The sequence below is a fragment of the Nocardioides sp. ChNu-99 genome, from assembly GCF_029493445.1.
GTDB lineage: Bacteria > Actinomycetota > Actinomycetes > Propionibacteriales > Nocardioidaceae > Nocardioides.
The window spans coordinates 11,133-25,082 of record NZ_JAHWBL010000022.1; the positions used below are offsets into that span (position 1 = coordinate 11,133).

Sequence of the window (13,950 nt, forward strand, 5' to 3'; positions counted from 1 at the left end):
GCAACCCGGCCGCGGCCCCCGGCATTCCCGCGTGCCCGCCTCCCGCCGTACCCGGGTCGGTGGAAGGATCGGCCCATGCCCGGAACCAACCTGACCCGTGACGAGGCCGCCACCCGCGCGGCGCTGCTGTCCGTGGAGTCCGCGAGCGTCGAGCTCGACCTGACCGTCGGTGAGGAGACGTTCGCCAGCACCACCGTGCTGCGCTTCTCCAGCACCACCCCGGGGGTGACGACGTTCGCCGACCTCGTGGGCGCGAGCGACCTCTCCATCACCCTCAACGGGGGCGAGCTGGACCCGGCGGCCGTCTACCGCGACAGCCGCATCGAGCTCGCCGGGCTGCGGGAGACCAACGAGCTGCGCGTCACCGCGCGCCTGCCCTACAGCCGCACCGGCGAGGGCCTGCACCGCTTCGTCGACCCGGCGGACGGGCGGGTCTACCTCTACAGCCAGTTCGAGGTGCCGGACGCGCGCCGCGTCTACACGACGTTCGAGCAGCCCGACCTCAAGACGGTCTTCACGTTCACCGTGCGCGCGCCCGAGGGGTGGAAGGTCGTCTCGAACGCCGTGACGCCCGAGCCCCAGCCGGCCGGCGACGGCGCCGCGACGTGGGCCTTCCCGCCCACCGAGCGGATGTCCACCTACATCACCGCGCTCGTCGCGGGTGAGTACGTCGAGGTGCGCGACACGTACGCCGGCAGCCACGGCGAGATCGATCTCGGCCTGTTCTGCCGCACCTCGGTGCGGCCCTACCTCGACGCCGACGAGCTCTTCGAGCTGACGCGGCAGGGCTTCGCGTTCTTCGAGGAGAAGTTCGACTTCCCCTACCCGTTCGGGAAGTACGACCAGCTGTTCGTGCCGGAGTACAACATGGGCGCGATGGAGAACGCGGGCTGCGTGACCTTCCGCGACGAGTACCTGCCGCGCTCGCGCCAGACCCACGCGTTCTACGAGCAGCGCGCCAACACGGTGCTGCACGAGATGGCGCACATGTGGTTCGGCGACCTCGTGACCATGAAGTGGTGGGACGACCTCTGGCTCAACGAGTCGTTCGCGGAGTGGGCGAGCCACTGGGCGCTCGTCGAGGCCACCCGCTACACCGAGGCGTGGACCGGCTTCACCAACGCCCGCAAGAACTGGGCCTACCGCCAGGACCAGCTGCCCTCGACCCACCCCATCGCGGCCGACAACCACGACCTCGAGGCCGTCGAGGTCAACTTCGACGGCATCACCTACGCCAAGGGCGCCTCGACGCTCAAGCAGCTCGTCGCGTGGGTCGGCATCGACGGCTTCCTGGCGGGGCTGCGCGCCTACTTCAAGGCGCACGCGTTCGGGAACTCGACCTTCGCCGACCTGCTCGCCGCCCTGGAGCGCGAGTCGGGCCGCGAGCTCGGCAGCTGGGCGCAGGAGTGGCTGCAGACCTCGGGCGTCAACACGCTGACGCCGGTCGTGACCTCCGGTGAGGACGGCACCATCACGGCCTTCTCCGTGCGCCAGAGCGCCGCGGCGGAGTACCCCACGCTGCGCCGCCACCGCCTCGGCATCGGCCTCTACGACCTGGTCGACGGCCGGCTCGTGCGCCGCGCGGCGGACGACGGCGTCGGGGGGTACGTCGAGATCGACGTGCACGGCGAGGAGACCGAGGTGGCCGCGCTTGTCGGCGCCCGGCGCCCCGACCTGCTGCTGCTCAACGACGGCGACCTGACCTACGCCAAGATCCGCCTCGACGAGGTGTCGCTGGCGACCACGGTGGCGCACGTCGACACGATCGACGACACCCTCGTGCGGGCGCTGCTGTGGGGCGCGACCTGGGACATGACGCGCGACGCCGAGATGGCGGGCAGCGACTTCGTCGAGCTCGTCCTGCGCGGCCTGGCGACGGAGACCGACATGACCGCGGTCGGCCGGCTCCCGACGTACGCCGGCACGACGGTCGCGTACTACACGGACCCGTCCCACCGCCCGGCCGTGAAGGCGCGCTGGGAGGAGGGCCTGCGCGGGCTGCTGGAGTCGGCGGAGGCCGGCTCGGACCGCCAGCTGGCGTTCGCCCGGGCGTTCGCGGGTGCGGCGCACTCCGACGCGGCCCTCGACCTCGTGGCGGCCCTGCTCGACGGCAGCACGACCGTCGAGGGCCTCGTGGTCGACACGGACCTGCGCTGGGCGCTGCTCACCTCGCTGGCAGCATCGGGCCGCGTCGACGAGGCCGAGATCGCGGCCGAGCTCGAGCGCGACTCCACCATCTCGGGCCAGGAGCGGGCGGCCGCCGCCCGAGCCGCCCGGCCGACCGAGGAGGCCAAGGCCGCCGCGTGGCGCGACGCCGTCGAGCGCGACGACGTGGCGAACGAGACGCAGCGGCAGGTGGCCTACGCGTTCTGCCGCTCCGACCAGGCGGACGTGCTGGCGCCGTACCTCGAGCGCTACCTCGCCACCGCCGAGCACATCTGGGAGTCCAAGGGCGTCCAGCGCGCCTCGACCGTGCTCGTCGGGATGTTCCCGCTCCCGCTCGTCTCGCCCGAGACGCTGGCGCGGGTCGACGAGTGGCTGGCGTCGTCGGGCGCGAACCCCGCGGCCAAGCGGTACGTCGCGGAGGGCCGCTCCGACATGGCGCGGGCCCTCGAGGCCCAGGCTCGGGACGGCCAGGCGGTCGCGGCCGGCTGAGCCGGGCGGCACCGGACGGTGCCGGAACGCGACGCGCCCCGTGGGTCGGACCCACGGGGCGCGTCGTACCTCTGCAGCGGTGCGGACCGGATGCTCAGAGCCGGTCGGGGCTGTCCAGGTCGGGCTCGGCGCCCTTCGCGGGGTCACCCGCGGCGGCCGCGCGGCCGGCCTTGGCGGCCTCGGCGAGCTGGGTGATGCCCCGGTTGATGCCGCCCACGATGTCGCCGTCGGCGAACGCGGACTGCATGACCGCAACGGTGCGCAGCACCACGGTGTCGTCGACGGCAGCGCGCACCTTGCCGCCGGTCACGATCTCGAGCACGCGCTCCGTCGGGTCGACCAGGATGAGGATGCTCTTGGGCGGCACGACGAGCGAGTTGTGCAGCTGCGTGGCGAACGAGCGCGGGTCACCGTTGACGTGGCCGACGTAGACCGAGAACTCGAACCGGCACAGCTGCTCGGCCGCGCGGATCGTCGCGTCGACCTGCTGGCGGTCGTGCTTGGAGAAGACCTCACCACCGGCCACTTGCGCCACCCGCCTGCGACTCCTCGGTGTCGGGCGCGGCCAGCTCCTCGGGGGCGCGGCGGGGGCCGCCGAACCACTCCGCCTCGACGGCGTGGGCGGCGCCGGGGCGCACGTCCTTGCCGCGGGCGATGGCGGGCAGGTAGACCGCCGCCGCGATGAGCAGGATGAGGCCGAGCGGGATCCCGACGAGCAGCCAGAGCACGTGGAGCGGGTCCACCGACTCCTGCGCGGGGTCCCAGCCCAGCGGCACGTCGGCGTGGGCGGGCCCGGCGGCGAGGACGGCCAGCGCCGGCGCCGCTGCGAGCACGGCGACGCGACGGACGGTGCCTCGGGAGGTACGTCGAGCGGGGCGGGGCTCAGGGTGCGCAGTCACGCACCCGAGGATATCGGTGGGGAGCGCCCCACGGATACTGGGCACCATGTTCTCCGTCCCGCTCCCCCTGGTCGAAGACGTGTCGCAGTGCGCCCCCGACCAGACGATGTCGTGCCGCCTGACCTGGCGGCTGACCGAGAACGAGGTCGTGGCGGACGTGACCAGCGCGATCGTGGGCGCGATCCTCGCGCTCGGCGGCATCTTCCTCGTCGCGTGGGTGGCGCGCTGGCTCGCGCACCGGGCCATCGACCGCATGGTGACGCGCGCCGCGTCGGGTGTGCTGCCCACCGGCCTGGGGCGGCTCAGCAAGGGCGACCGCACCACCGGGGCGAGCGAGAGCAGCCCCATCGCCACCTCGCGCCGCGCGCAGCGCACCCGGACGACGGGGTCCCTGCTGAAGAGCATCGTCAGCGCCATCATCGGCACGATCGTCGTGATCATGTCGCTCTCGGAGCTGGGCTTCGACGTCGCGCCGCTGATCGCCAGCGCCGGCGTCGTGGGCGTCGCGCTCGGCTTCGGCGCGCAGAACCTGGTGAAGGACTTCCTCACCGGCGTCTTCATGATCTTCGAGGACCAGCTCGGGGTGGGCGACGTGGTCGACGTCGGCACCGTCTCCGGCACCGTCGAGGCCGTCGGCCTGCGCATCACGCGGCTGCGGGACACGGACGGCACCGTCTGGTACGTCCGCAACGGCGAGATCCTGCGCGTCGGCAACAAGTCGCAGAACTGGGCGCGCGCCATCATCGACGTCGCCCTCCCCTACGCCACCGACGTCCACCAGCTCATCGACGTGCTCCGGGCCACCGGCCACGACCTGTGGGAGGACGACGACTTCCGCGGCGTCCTCATCGAGGAGCCGGAGGTGTGGGGCGTGCAGGAGCTGACCCACGACCTCCTGACCGTCCGCATGACCGTCAAGACCGCCCCGCTCGAGCAGTGGCGGGTCTCCCGCGTGCTGCGCGAGCGGATCAAGGTCCGCCTCGACGCGGCCGGCCTCACCGGCACGCCGCTCCCGTGAGCCCGACGACCGCCCCTCGGGCAGGATGGACACGATGACCTTCTACGACGAGATCGGTGGCGAGGCCACGATCACGACGATCGTGCACCGCTTCTACGAGGGCGTGGCGCAGGACCCCCTGCTGCGCCCCATGTACCCCGACGAGGACCTCGGGCCCGCCGAGGAACGCTTCCGGCAGTTCCTCGTGCAGTACTGGGGCGGCCCCACGACGTACTCCGACGGCCGGGGCCACCCCCGCCTGCGCATGCGCCACGCCCCGTTCGCCGTGACCCCCGCGGCCGCCGAGCGCTGGCTCGTGCACTTCCGCGCCGGGCTCGACGCCGCCGACCTCACGCCGGAGCAGGACGAGAAGTTCTGGGGCTACGTGACCCACGCGGCGCAGTTCATGGTGAACAAGATGGAGGACGTCGCGCCCTGAGCCCGGGCGCGGCGGCGCCTGACGTCGCTGCGGCGGTCGAGACGGGCGGGGTACGCCGTCCGTCGGCGTGGGCGCGCCGGCGCCCCGCGTCCGGTGGTCGAGGTGGCCGCGCCAGCGCCCCTCCAAACCACGATGTCGAGGTGGCCGCGCGCTGGGGTGCGGTCATTGAGGTGGCCGCCCCAGCGGCCCTCGGTTCGGTGGTTGAGGTGGCCGCGCCAGCGGCCCTCGAAACCACGATGTCGAGGTGGCCGCACGCTGGGGTGCGGTGGTTGAGGTGGCCGCCCCAGCGGCCCTCGAAACCACCCGACGAACGTCCGTCGGCCGGCCGCCTCGCGACGCTCTCGAGTCTCTACTTCCGACTTTCCCCAGTCCCCGTCCACCGGGGCAAGACTGTCGGTGGCCACCCCTAGCGTTGTCCGTATGAACCACCCGAGCACCGCGGTCGTCGAGGCCCCACCGGCCGTCGACACGACGGCGCTGCTCGCGACCGCCCGCGAGGCCGCCGCCGCCCAACGCGCAGCCGACGTAGCTGCGTTCGTCGCGGTCGCCGACTGGGCCGAAGCCCACACCGACGGCACCGTTGCCGACCCACTCGGCCCGCTCGGTCTGTGGTCCGAGAACCCCGATGCGATTCCTGGCGGCGACCGGTTCCTCGAGCTCGGCGGCCCGGGCGCGCCGCTGGTCTCTGAGTTCTGCCTGTACGAGATCTCCGCAGCCCTCGGCCGATCCGTCAGTTCCGGCCGCCCGCTGATCGGTGACGCCATCGAATTGCGCCACCGCCTCCCCCGCCTCTGGTCACTTGTCCTCGCAGGCGCCGACGCCTCGACGCAGCGACGCTCGGTGCCCGTGTGGCGCGCGAGGAAGATCGCCGCCCTCACCCGGACATTGACCGCCGAGGCGGCCGACTTCGTCGACCGGAACCTCGCCCCCCTCGCGCACCGCGCCACCATGCCCACCGTCGAGCGCCTGGTCGCCGAGGCCGTCGCCCGGTTCGACCCCGAGAACGCCGAGCTCGACCGCGCCGACGCCGACGCCGGCCGCTACTTCACCATCGAGACCAGCCCCGTCGACGCAGCAGCACCCTGGACCGGGGTCGTCCCCGTCCACGGCACCCTCGACCTCGCCGACGCCCTCGACCTGGACAACGCCGTGCAACGAGTGGCGGCCGACCTCGCCGCTGCTGGCTGCGACGCCGACCTCGACGTCCGCCGCTCCATGGCCCTCGGCGAGCTGGCCCGCCGCCAGACCGCGCTCGACCTGTACGGCGTGACCCACGACGGTGACGGCGCCTGCGGGAACGCAGCCGCAACGAGTAAGCCCCCGCGGCAGGTCGTCCTCTACGTCCACCTCTCCGACGCCGCCCTCGCCGCCCACCGCTCCGCCGACGGGCTAGAGGCAGGGCCCAGCATCGACACCGCGACCGGCCACACCGGCATCGACCTCGCCCGCCTTGAGAACACCCGCGCCCTCATCGCCGCCGACCAGGTCCGCGACTGGTGCCGGACCCCGGGCACGACGATCACCGTCAAGCCCGTCATCGACCTGAACGAGCACGTGGCGGTCGACGCCTACGAGGTCCCCGACCGCATCGCCGAGCGGGTGCGCCTCGACCGGGCCACCTGCGCGTTCCCCTATTGCGGGCGACCAGCACGCGGGCTCGACCTCGACCACACCGAGCCCTACCGGTGGGAAGCGGCACCCGGTGCCGGGCAGACGTCGACCAGCAATCTTGCGCCACTGTGCCGAGGCGAGCACCGCGTCAAGACACACCCATCACCGACCGGAGCCAGCCCACCAGGCCCATCCGACGGTCCCGACGACCCACCGCGCGGCATGCCACCCGATCGACGATGGCGCTACCAACGCGACTCGCTCGGCACCTACATCTGGACCAGCCCGCACGGGCTCCGCTACGCCGTCGACTCCACCGGCACCACACCCCTGAACTAACCCGCTAGCGCCGACCCGCCACCCAGCAGGACCTGGCGGGGCCACCGGCACGCCCGGGCGTGGTTTCGAGGGCCGCCGGGGCGGCCACCTCAACCACCAGACGCCACCACCGCCGTACCCGCACGGCCACCGGCGTGTCCAGGCGTGGTTTCGAGGGGTGCCAGCGCACCCACCTCGACCACAGGGAAGCGCGGCCACCTCGACCACCGGGAAGCGCCGCCGCCTCGACCAGCGGAACGCGCGGGCGTCAGGCGCGGAGGTTGTCGAGCAGCACCTGGCGGAACTCGGGGGGCGGGGAGGCGGCGCGCTGGGTCTTCGCGTCGAACGCGACCAGCGTGCAGCGGGAGCGGGACAGCAGGGTGTCGCCGTCGCGGACCTCGGCGGACACGTCGTAGGAGGACGTGCCCACGCGCGAGATCCAGCTCCACGCGTCGTAGGGCTCGGGGCGGAAGAGGATCGGGCGCTTGTACTCGACGTCCATCTGGGCGACGACGACGTTGATGCCGTGGTCGTCGCGCAGCCCGGAGAACAGGCGGTCGAAGACGACGATGCGGGCCTCCTGGAAGTACTCGAAGTACTTCACGTTGTTGACGTGGCCGTAGACGTCGACGTCGGAGAACCGCACGGGCACCGCCCAGTGCCCCGACGGGTCGAGCTGGGAGGGCGGCAGCGCCAGGCGCTGCTGGGGCTCGCCGGGCTCGAGGAAGCGGGCGAGGGCCGTGCGCTCGGCCTCGGTCAGGCGGCGCGGGCGCTCCTCCGCGAAGACGAAGGGCGTCAGCAGGGACGTCGCCCGGAGGTAGACGATCCGGTCGCCGTTCTCGTCGGTGTCGAACACCTCGTAGGCCAGCGTGAACGAAGCGGCTCGGATGTCCGTGACCCACACCTCCACCGCCACGCTCTCGCGCAGGGTCAGCGGCCGCAGGTAGGTCACCCGGTTGGTCGCGACGACGACGCCCTCGGCCAACGCGTCGGCCCGCGGGTCGGGGTTGTGCGTGCGGAGCATGTCGACGCGGGCCTCCTGGAGGTAGTCCACGTAGATCACGTTGTTGACGTGCCCGAGCATGTCGAGGTCGGCCCACCGCAGCGGGCACACGTAGAGGTGGCGCACCTCCGTGATGCTGCCAGAGCCCGCGCCCAGGCGCGCGACCGCGTCCGTGACGCCGGTCACCCCGTCGCCCGGCCCGTCAGGCGGGCAGCAGCTCGGCGAGCTCCTGGCCCCGCGCGCCGGCCAACCGCTCGGCGCCCGCGCGCACGGCGGGGTCGGTGGTGAGGTCCGCGCCGCGCCACGACTGCAGGACGAGACGGAGGCGGCGTCCCGACGACCGCGGTCGCCACGTGCCGACGACCTCGCCGTCGCGCCACACCGCGCCCGGCCGCCCGAGGGTGCGCCACAGGTCCTTGCGCTGCGCCTCGTCCGGCACCACGAGCTCCCGGTCGCGGGTCTGCAGCAGCGGGTCGAACGGGTCGAGCAGGTGCAGCCCGCGCGGAGCGGGCGCGACCTGCGCCGCCGCGACGTCGGCGGCGAGGAGGTAGCGCGGCCCCCGCCCCGGGTCGCCGTCGACGACCACCTCGACGGCGTCACCCCCGGCGACCAGCTCCGCCACCCGCCGGCGCACGTCGGCCTGCGCCGCATCGAGGTGCCCCGCCAGCTGGGCGACGGACAGCGGCCCGTTGACGGCCAGCTGCGCCCCCAGCGCGTCGAGCCGCGGCGGCACGACGGTGGACGGGCCGCTCCAGCGGGGGACGGGCCGCAGCACCGGCGGCGAGGTACCGGGCTCGATCTCGAGGCCGGCGGGCAGCGCGGCGAGCCGGAACGGCTGCTCGAACACGTGGACGGCGGCGCACGGGCGGCACTCCCGCAGGTACGGCGCCGGCAGGCGCCGCGTGAGCTCGGTCGACAGCTCGCCCTTGGTCGTCGGGCCCGTGACGATGTCCCGGACGTGCCCGGCCAGCACCGCGAGGGCCTCGATCACCGGCACCCCCGCCGCCCGCAACGGCCGGGCTGCGTCGAACACGCGCTTCGCCGCGTCGGCCTCCGAGTACGGCGCCATCGCCGCCGCGACGCCCGCCAGGTCCGCGCGACGCACCACCAGGGGCGCCCCGCGCGCGGCCCACACCAGCGCCAGCGCCGCCGGGTCGAGGTCCGGCCCGGGGTCGGCGCCCCGCAGCGCGAGCGACCACCGCGCCCCGGACGGCCCCGTGTCCTGCACCCCCAGGTCCAGCACGCGCTCCGCGCCCCGGTCGCCGGTCAGCCCGTGGGCCCGCGCCCGGAACGCCAGCACCTGCGACCGGTCGAGACGGAGAGCGCCACCCACACGATGCTGTCTAGCACGACCTCCGCGCGCCGCCTCGTAGGATCGGGGGCGTGACGGAGGAGCTCGCGGACGAGACGCGCTGGCTCGAACCCGACGAGCAGCGGTCCTGGCGGGCCCTCCTCATCGGGACGACCCTGCTGATGGACCAGCTCGACGAGGAGCTGCGCTCGGAGTTCTCCCTGTCGTTGACCGAGTACGAGATCCTCGTGCGCCTCTCGGAGACCCCCGATGCCTCGATGCGGATGGCGCTCCTCGCCGACGCCGTGCGCCACAGCCGCAGCCGCATCACCCACACCGTCACCCGGATGGAGAAGGCCGGCCTCGTCACCCGCAGCACCTGCGTCGAGGACGGGCGCGGGGTGCTCTGCGTCATGACCGAGCACGGCTGGGACGTCCTGCGCCGCGCCTCCCACGTGCACGTGCGCGGCGTGCGCCGCCACCTCGTCGACATCGTCGACCCGGCCGACTTCGCCGCCCTGGGCCGCGTGATGGACGCCGTGGCCGACGCCCTCATCGGCGCCCGCCCGGGCCTCGAGATCCGCTGACCCGCACGCACCGAGGGGCCGTACGGCGGGTGCTCCCCGTCGTACGGCCCCTCGGGTCGTGTCGTGCCGCGCGCCTGCGGGCGCCCGGCGTCAGTCGCGCGTGAGGCGGCGGTGCGTCACGCGGTGCGGACGCGCGGCCTCGGCGCCGAGGCGCTCGATCTTGTTGGCCTCGTAGGAGGCGAAGTTGCCCTCGAACCAGAACCACTTCGCCGGGTTCTCGTCGTCGCCCTCCCAGGCCAGGATGTGGGTCGCGACGCGGTCGAGGAACCACCGGTCGTGCGAGGTGACCACGGCGCAGCCGGGGAAGTCGAGGAGCGCGTCCTCGAGCGCCGACAGCGTCTCGACGTCCAGGTCGTTGGTCGGCTCGTCGAGGAGCAGCATGTTGCCGCCCATCTTCAGCGTCAGCGCCAGGTTGAGGCGGTTGCGCTCACCACCGGAGAGGACACCGGCCTTCTTCTGCTGGTCGGGACCCTTGAAGCCGAACGACGCGACGTAGGCCCGCGAGTTCATCTCGAAGTTGGCGACCTTGATGAAGTCCAGCCCGTCGGACACGACCTCCCAGACGTTCTTGTTGGGGTCGATGCCGCCGCGGCTCTGGTCGGCGTACGAGATCTTCACGGTCTGGCCGACCGTCAGGACGCCGCCGTCCGGCTCCTCGCTGCCCGTGATCATGCGGAACAGCGTGGTCTTGCCGACGCCGTTGGGGCCGATGACGCCGACGATGCCGGCGCGGGGCAGCGTGAAGGACAGGTCGTCGATGAGGGTGCGGCCCTCGAAGCCCTTCTCGAGGCCCTTGGCCTCGAGCACGATGTCACCGAGGCGCGGGCCCGGCGGGATGTTGATGTCGGAGGTGTCGATCTTGCGGGCGCGGTCGGCCTCGGCCGCCAGCTCCTCGTAGCGCGCCAGTCGCGACTTGCTCTTCGTCTGGCGGGCCTTGGCGTTGGAGCGGACCCACTCCAGCTCCTTCTCGAGCATCTTGGCGCGCTTCGCGTCCTTCTGCCCCTCGATCTTGAGGCGCTCCTTCTTCGTCTCCAGGTAGGTCGAGTAGTTGCCCTCGTACCCGTGGATGCGGCCACGGTCGACCTCGGCGATCCACTCGGCGACGTTGTCCAGGAAGTACCGGTCGTGGGTGATCGCCAGGACGGCGCCCTTGTAGCTCTTCAGGTGACCCTCGAGCCACTGCACCGACTCGGCGTCGAGGTGGTTGGTGGGCTCGTCGAGCAGCAGCAGGTCGGGCGCCTGCAGCAGCAGCTTGCACAGCGCGACGCGGCGGCGCTCACCACCGGAGAGGTTGTCCACCAGGGCGTCCGGCGGCGGGCAGCGCAGCGCGTCCATCGCCTGGTCGAGCCGGCTGTCGAGATCCCACGCCTCGGCGTTCTCGAGGTCGGTCTGCAGGTCGCCCATCTCGGCCATGAGGGCGTCGAAGTCGGCGTCCGGCTCGCCCATGAGCTCGCCGATCTCGTTGTAGCGGTCGAGCTTGCCCTTGATCTCGGCGACGGCCTCCTCGACGTTCTCGAGGACCGTGCGGCCCTCCGTCAGGGGCGGCTCCTGCTGGAGCATGCCGACCGTTGACTCGGGGTCGAGGAAGGTGTCGCCGTTGTTGGGGTGCTCGAGGCCCGCCATGATCTTGAGCAGCGTCGACTTGCCCGCGCCGTTGGGACCGACGACGCCGATCTTGGCGCCCTTGAGGAACGACTGCGACACGTTGTCGAGCACGACCTTGTCGCCGTGGGCCTTGCGGACGTTGCGCAGGGTGAAGATGAAGTCGGCCATGACGCCGAGCCTAGTTGAGGTGGCGCCCGGCGCGCGCCTCGGTGTCCCCACCCCGCGCCCGTCCCCGGCGCGGCGGCGCAGCGCTCACGCGACGCTCACGCGGCGCGCTCGCTCGCCTCCGTGGTCGGCCCGGTGGCCGGCTCGGCGACCGGCTCGACCTGCGACTGCGCCCCCGTCGTGACGTCGGGCGCGGGACGCTCGCGGACGGGCCCCGAGCGGTGGAAGCGCGCGGTGCCCTTGGTCAGGTCGTGACCGAGCGCGGTGGCCTCGATGACGTGGCGCGTCGCCGTGCCGCCCTCCTGCCGCTCCCACGTCTCGACGACGAGGCGGCCCGTGACGACGACCGGCTGGCCGCGCAGGACGGAGTCGGCCACGTGGTCGGCGGTGTGGCGCCAGGCCTTCACCGTGTACCACGCCGTCTCCCCCGACTGCCACGACCCGTCGCGCGCCTGGCGCTGGGGCGTGGACCCCAGCCGGAAGGAGGCCACCGGCGTGCCGCCGGCGGAGACGGAGTGGTTGACGTCGCTGCCGACCCAGCCCTGGACCGTGATGTAGGTGCTGCTCACGGGTGTTCCCCTCTCGCTCGCGCCCGGCCCCGTGCCGGGCGACGCGTCGAGCCAACCGCAGGTCCGCCGTACGCGCGGGGGCGGCGGCGCGCCTGGGGACGGGCGGACGCGGGGGGCGTCCTGGGGACGGGAAGTGGCGCAGGCGGTGACGCGGTCAGCGGCGCCGCAGCTGCGCGGCGGCGACCTTCTGGCGCACCTGCCGGTAGGCGTCGAGCTCGCCACGCACCGGGGTGAGCACGTGGCGCTCGACCGCCTGGTCGCTGGCGCCCCGCAGGGCCTCGTCCGCCTCCTCGGCGGCCCGTCGCCCCGCCCCCGGGGCGGCGCTGCGGCCGACCAGGGCGAGCACGACCGAGAGCACGAGCGCGACGACGGCGAGCGCGAACCCGGCCGGCAGGCCACCGACCTCGGCCGACGGGGCGGCCCCGACGAGGTCGAGCACGCCCCAGAGCAGGCCGCCCAGGGTCGCGGCGAGGAGGAGCCACTGCGCCACCCGCACCGCCTGCGCCCACCCGGGCAACCAGCCGGTGCGCAGGTCGCTGCGCCCGAGGGCTCCGTCGATCTCGGTGACCAGCTCGTCGACCTGCCCGGTGGCCGCGTGCTGCACCGACTCGGCCCACGCGGGCACGAGGCCGTCGGAGACCCGGTCGCCCAGCGAACGGGCGGCCATCTCCACGCGGGAGCGCTGCACGGTGCCGGCCGCCGGGGCACGCTCGCCCGTCAGGAGCGCCGCGGCGTCGCCGAGGTCGACCTCGACGCGGCGCAGCGGGTCGCGGCCGAACCAGGCCACGGGCGGCCAGGCGGTGGCGCGGCGTACCCGGCCGGTGACCACGGTCTCGACGCTCCCGACGAGCGCAGGCACCCCGGCGGCGGTCGCCACCGCGGTCCGGATCTCCTCGACCGTCGCGCCGGAGAGCTCCGGGGCGGCGGCGTCGCCGGTCGCCACGGACAGCTTCTCGGCGGCCTCGACGATGTCGGCGTCGATGCGCGCGACCATCGCCTTCTTCGCCTCCACGCGGTCCACGATCTCCGCGCGCAGCTCGTCGACGCCCCAACCCTCGCGGGCGCTCATCGGCAGCACGGGGACGCGGGTCAGCCCGTCGTCGTCGAGCAGCTGGCGCACGTCGGCCAGCATCGCGTCGCGCCGGTCCTCCGGCACCGCGTCGAGCTGGTTGAGGACGACGAGCATGACGTCCTGCTGCGCGACGTACGGCTTGAAGTAGCGCTCGTGGACGGCGGCGTCCGCGTACTTCTGCGGGTCCAGCACCCAGATGAGCAGGTCCGTCTTGGTGACGAGGCGCTCGACCTCGAGGTGGTGCGAGACCTCGGTCGAGTCGTGGTCGGGCAGGTCGACGAGCACGACCCCCTCGAGGTCGCCGGACTCGCGGCTCGAGTCGAGCATCGAGTCGCGGCTCGTCTGGTGGCGCGGCGGGATGCCCAGCCACTCCATCAGCTCCTCGGCGCCGTCGGCGCCCCAGATGCACGCCGTGGCCCAGGAGGTGGTCGGGCGCCGCACGCCGACCGACGACAGCTCGAGGCCCGTCAGCTGGTTGAACGTCGACGACTTGCCCGAGCCGGTCGCGCCGGCGATGCCGACGACCGTGTGCGCCGCCGAGAGCCGGATGCGGGTCGTGGCGCGGGCCGCGACCTCCTCCACGTGCGTGACGAGGTCGTCGTCGAGGCGGCCGCGCGCGGTCGCGGCGGCCTCCTCGAGCGCCGTCACGCGGGCGCCGAGGTCGGCGGCCGGCGTCGACGGGCCGGAGGAGGTGGCGGGGGGAAGGGGCGAGCTCATGATCTCCCTCGGGCGGGTGGTC

12 protein-coding genes are annotated in these 13,950 nt (G+C 73.5%); 5 read left to right on the forward strand and 7 right to left on the reverse strand.

What is annotated here, in order from left to right; all coding sequences use genetic code 11:
• Nucleotides 1-75 precede the first annotated feature (75 nt).
• Nucleotides 76-2,655 (forward strand): aminopeptidase N, encoded by a 2,580-nt coding sequence (pepN, locus tag KK617_RS09325; RefSeq protein WP_277499672.1) that lies wholly within the window; start codon nt 76-78, stop codon nt 2,653-2,655.
• Between the two features lie 94 nt (nt 2,656-2,749).
• On the opposite strand, the gene KK617_RS09330 is transcribed toward pepN, so the two are convergent.
• Nucleotides 2,750-3,190 (reverse strand): DUF5130 family protein, encoded by a 441-nt coding sequence (locus KK617_RS09330; RefSeq protein WP_277499673.1) that lies wholly within the window; start codon nt 3,188-3,190, stop codon nt 2,750-2,752.
• Nucleotides 3,168-3,554 carry a hypothetical protein gene (locus KK617_RS09335; protein WP_277499674.1) on the reverse strand — a complete coding sequence of 129 codons (387 nt, stop codon included), beginning with the start codon at nt 3,552-3,554 and terminating at the stop codon, nt 3,168-3,170. The genes KK617_RS09330 and KK617_RS09335 overlap by 23 nt, the downstream gene beginning before the upstream one ends.
• Before the next feature lie 46 nt (nt 3,555-3,600).
• Here KK617_RS09335 and KK617_RS09340 point away from each other — a divergent pair, with 46 nt between their 5' ends.
• From KK617_RS09340 to KK617_RS09350, 3 genes are all read left to right on the forward strand, one after another.
• Nucleotides 3,601-4,572, forward strand: a complete 972-nt coding sequence (locus tag KK617_RS09340) for a mechanosensitive ion channel family protein (RefSeq protein WP_277499675.1) — start codon at nt 3,601-3,603, stop codon at nt 4,570-4,572.
• 34 nt (nt 4,573-4,606) lie between these two features.
• Nucleotides 4,607-4,990 carry a globin gene (locus tag KK617_RS09345; RefSeq protein WP_277499683.1) on the forward strand — a complete coding sequence of 128 codons (384 nt, stop codon included), beginning with the start codon at nt 4,607-4,609 and terminating at the stop codon, nt 4,988-4,990.
• A gap of 420 nt (nt 4,991-5,410) precedes the next feature.
• The gene (locus KK617_RS09350; protein WP_277499685.1) at nt 5,411-6,940 is read left to right on the forward strand and encodes an HNH endonuclease signature motif containing protein; all 1,530 of its coding nucleotides are present in this window, start codon (nt 5,411-5,413) and stop codon (nt 6,938-6,940) included.
• Between the two features lie 247 nt (nt 6,941-7,187).
• Here the strand turns inward: KK617_RS09350 and KK617_RS09355 are convergent, their stop codons facing one another.
• Both KK617_RS09355 and KK617_RS09360 read right to left on the reverse strand, forming a co-directional pair.
• Entirely contained in the window at nt 7,188-8,108 is a 921-nt protein-coding gene (locus KK617_RS09355) for a thioesterase family protein (protein WP_277499687.1), read from the reverse strand.
• Between the two features lie 16 nt (nt 8,109-8,124).
• The gene (locus KK617_RS09360; RefSeq protein WP_277499689.1) at nt 8,125-9,255 is read right to left on the reverse strand and encodes a crosslink repair DNA glycosylase YcaQ family protein; all 1,131 of its coding nucleotides are present in this window, start codon (nt 9,253-9,255) and stop codon (nt 8,125-8,127) included.
• A 50-nt stretch (nt 9,256-9,305) separates the two neighbouring features.
• Between KK617_RS09360 and KK617_RS09365 the strand changes: the two genes are divergently transcribed.
• The gene (locus tag KK617_RS09365; RefSeq protein WP_277499690.1) at nt 9,306-9,800 is read left to right on the forward strand and encodes a MarR family transcriptional regulator; all 495 of its coding nucleotides are present in this window, start codon (nt 9,306-9,308) and stop codon (nt 9,798-9,800) included.
• Between the two features lie 90 nt (nt 9,801-9,890).
• On the opposite strand, the gene ettA is transcribed toward KK617_RS09365, so the two are convergent.
• The 3 genes from ettA to KK617_RS09380 form a co-directional block, all read right to left on the reverse strand.
• Nucleotides 9,891-11,573, reverse strand: coding sequence for an energy-dependent translational throttle protein EttA (ettA, locus tag KK617_RS09370; protein WP_277499691.1), 1,683 nt, complete (start codon nt 11,571-11,573; stop codon nt 9,891-9,893).
• Between the two features lie 95 nt (nt 11,574-11,668).
• Nucleotides 11,669-12,139 carry a single-stranded DNA-binding protein gene (locus KK617_RS09375; RefSeq protein WP_277499692.1) on the reverse strand — a complete coding sequence of 157 codons (471 nt, stop codon included), beginning with the start codon at nt 12,137-12,139 and terminating at the stop codon, nt 11,669-11,671.
• Nucleotides 12,140-12,293: 154 nt separating this feature from the next.
• On the reverse strand, nt 12,294-13,928 hold the full coding sequence (locus KK617_RS09380) for a GTPase (protein WP_277499694.1): 1,635 nt from the start codon (nt 13,926-13,928) through the stop codon (nt 12,294-12,296).
• Nucleotides 13,929-13,950: the final 22 nt, after the last annotated feature.

Bases quoted from the DNA above. Each gene is read 5' to 3' on its own strand.
- pepN (WP_277499672.1), top strand. From the start codon at position 76: ATGCCCGGAACCAACCTGACCCGTGACGAGGCCGCCACCCGCGCGGCG.
- KK617_RS09340 (WP_277499675.1), top strand. From the start codon at position 3,601: ATGTTCTCCGTCCCGCTCCCCCTGGTCGAAGACGTGTCGCAGTGCGCC.
- KK617_RS09345 (WP_277499683.1), top strand. From the start codon at position 4,607: ATGACCTTCTACGACGAGATCGGTGGCGAGGCCACGATCACGACGATC.
- KK617_RS09350 (WP_277499685.1), top strand. From the start codon at position 5,411: ATGAACCACCCGAGCACCGCGGTCGTCGAGGCCCCACCGGCCGTCGAC.
- ettA (WP_277499691.1), bottom strand. From the start codon at position 11,573: ATGGCCGACTTCATCTTCACCCTGCGCAACGTCCGCAAGGCCCACGGC.
- KK617_RS09380 (WP_277499694.1), bottom strand. From the start codon at position 13,928: ATGAGCTCGCCCCTTCCCCCCGCCACCTCCTCCGGCCCGTCGACGCCG.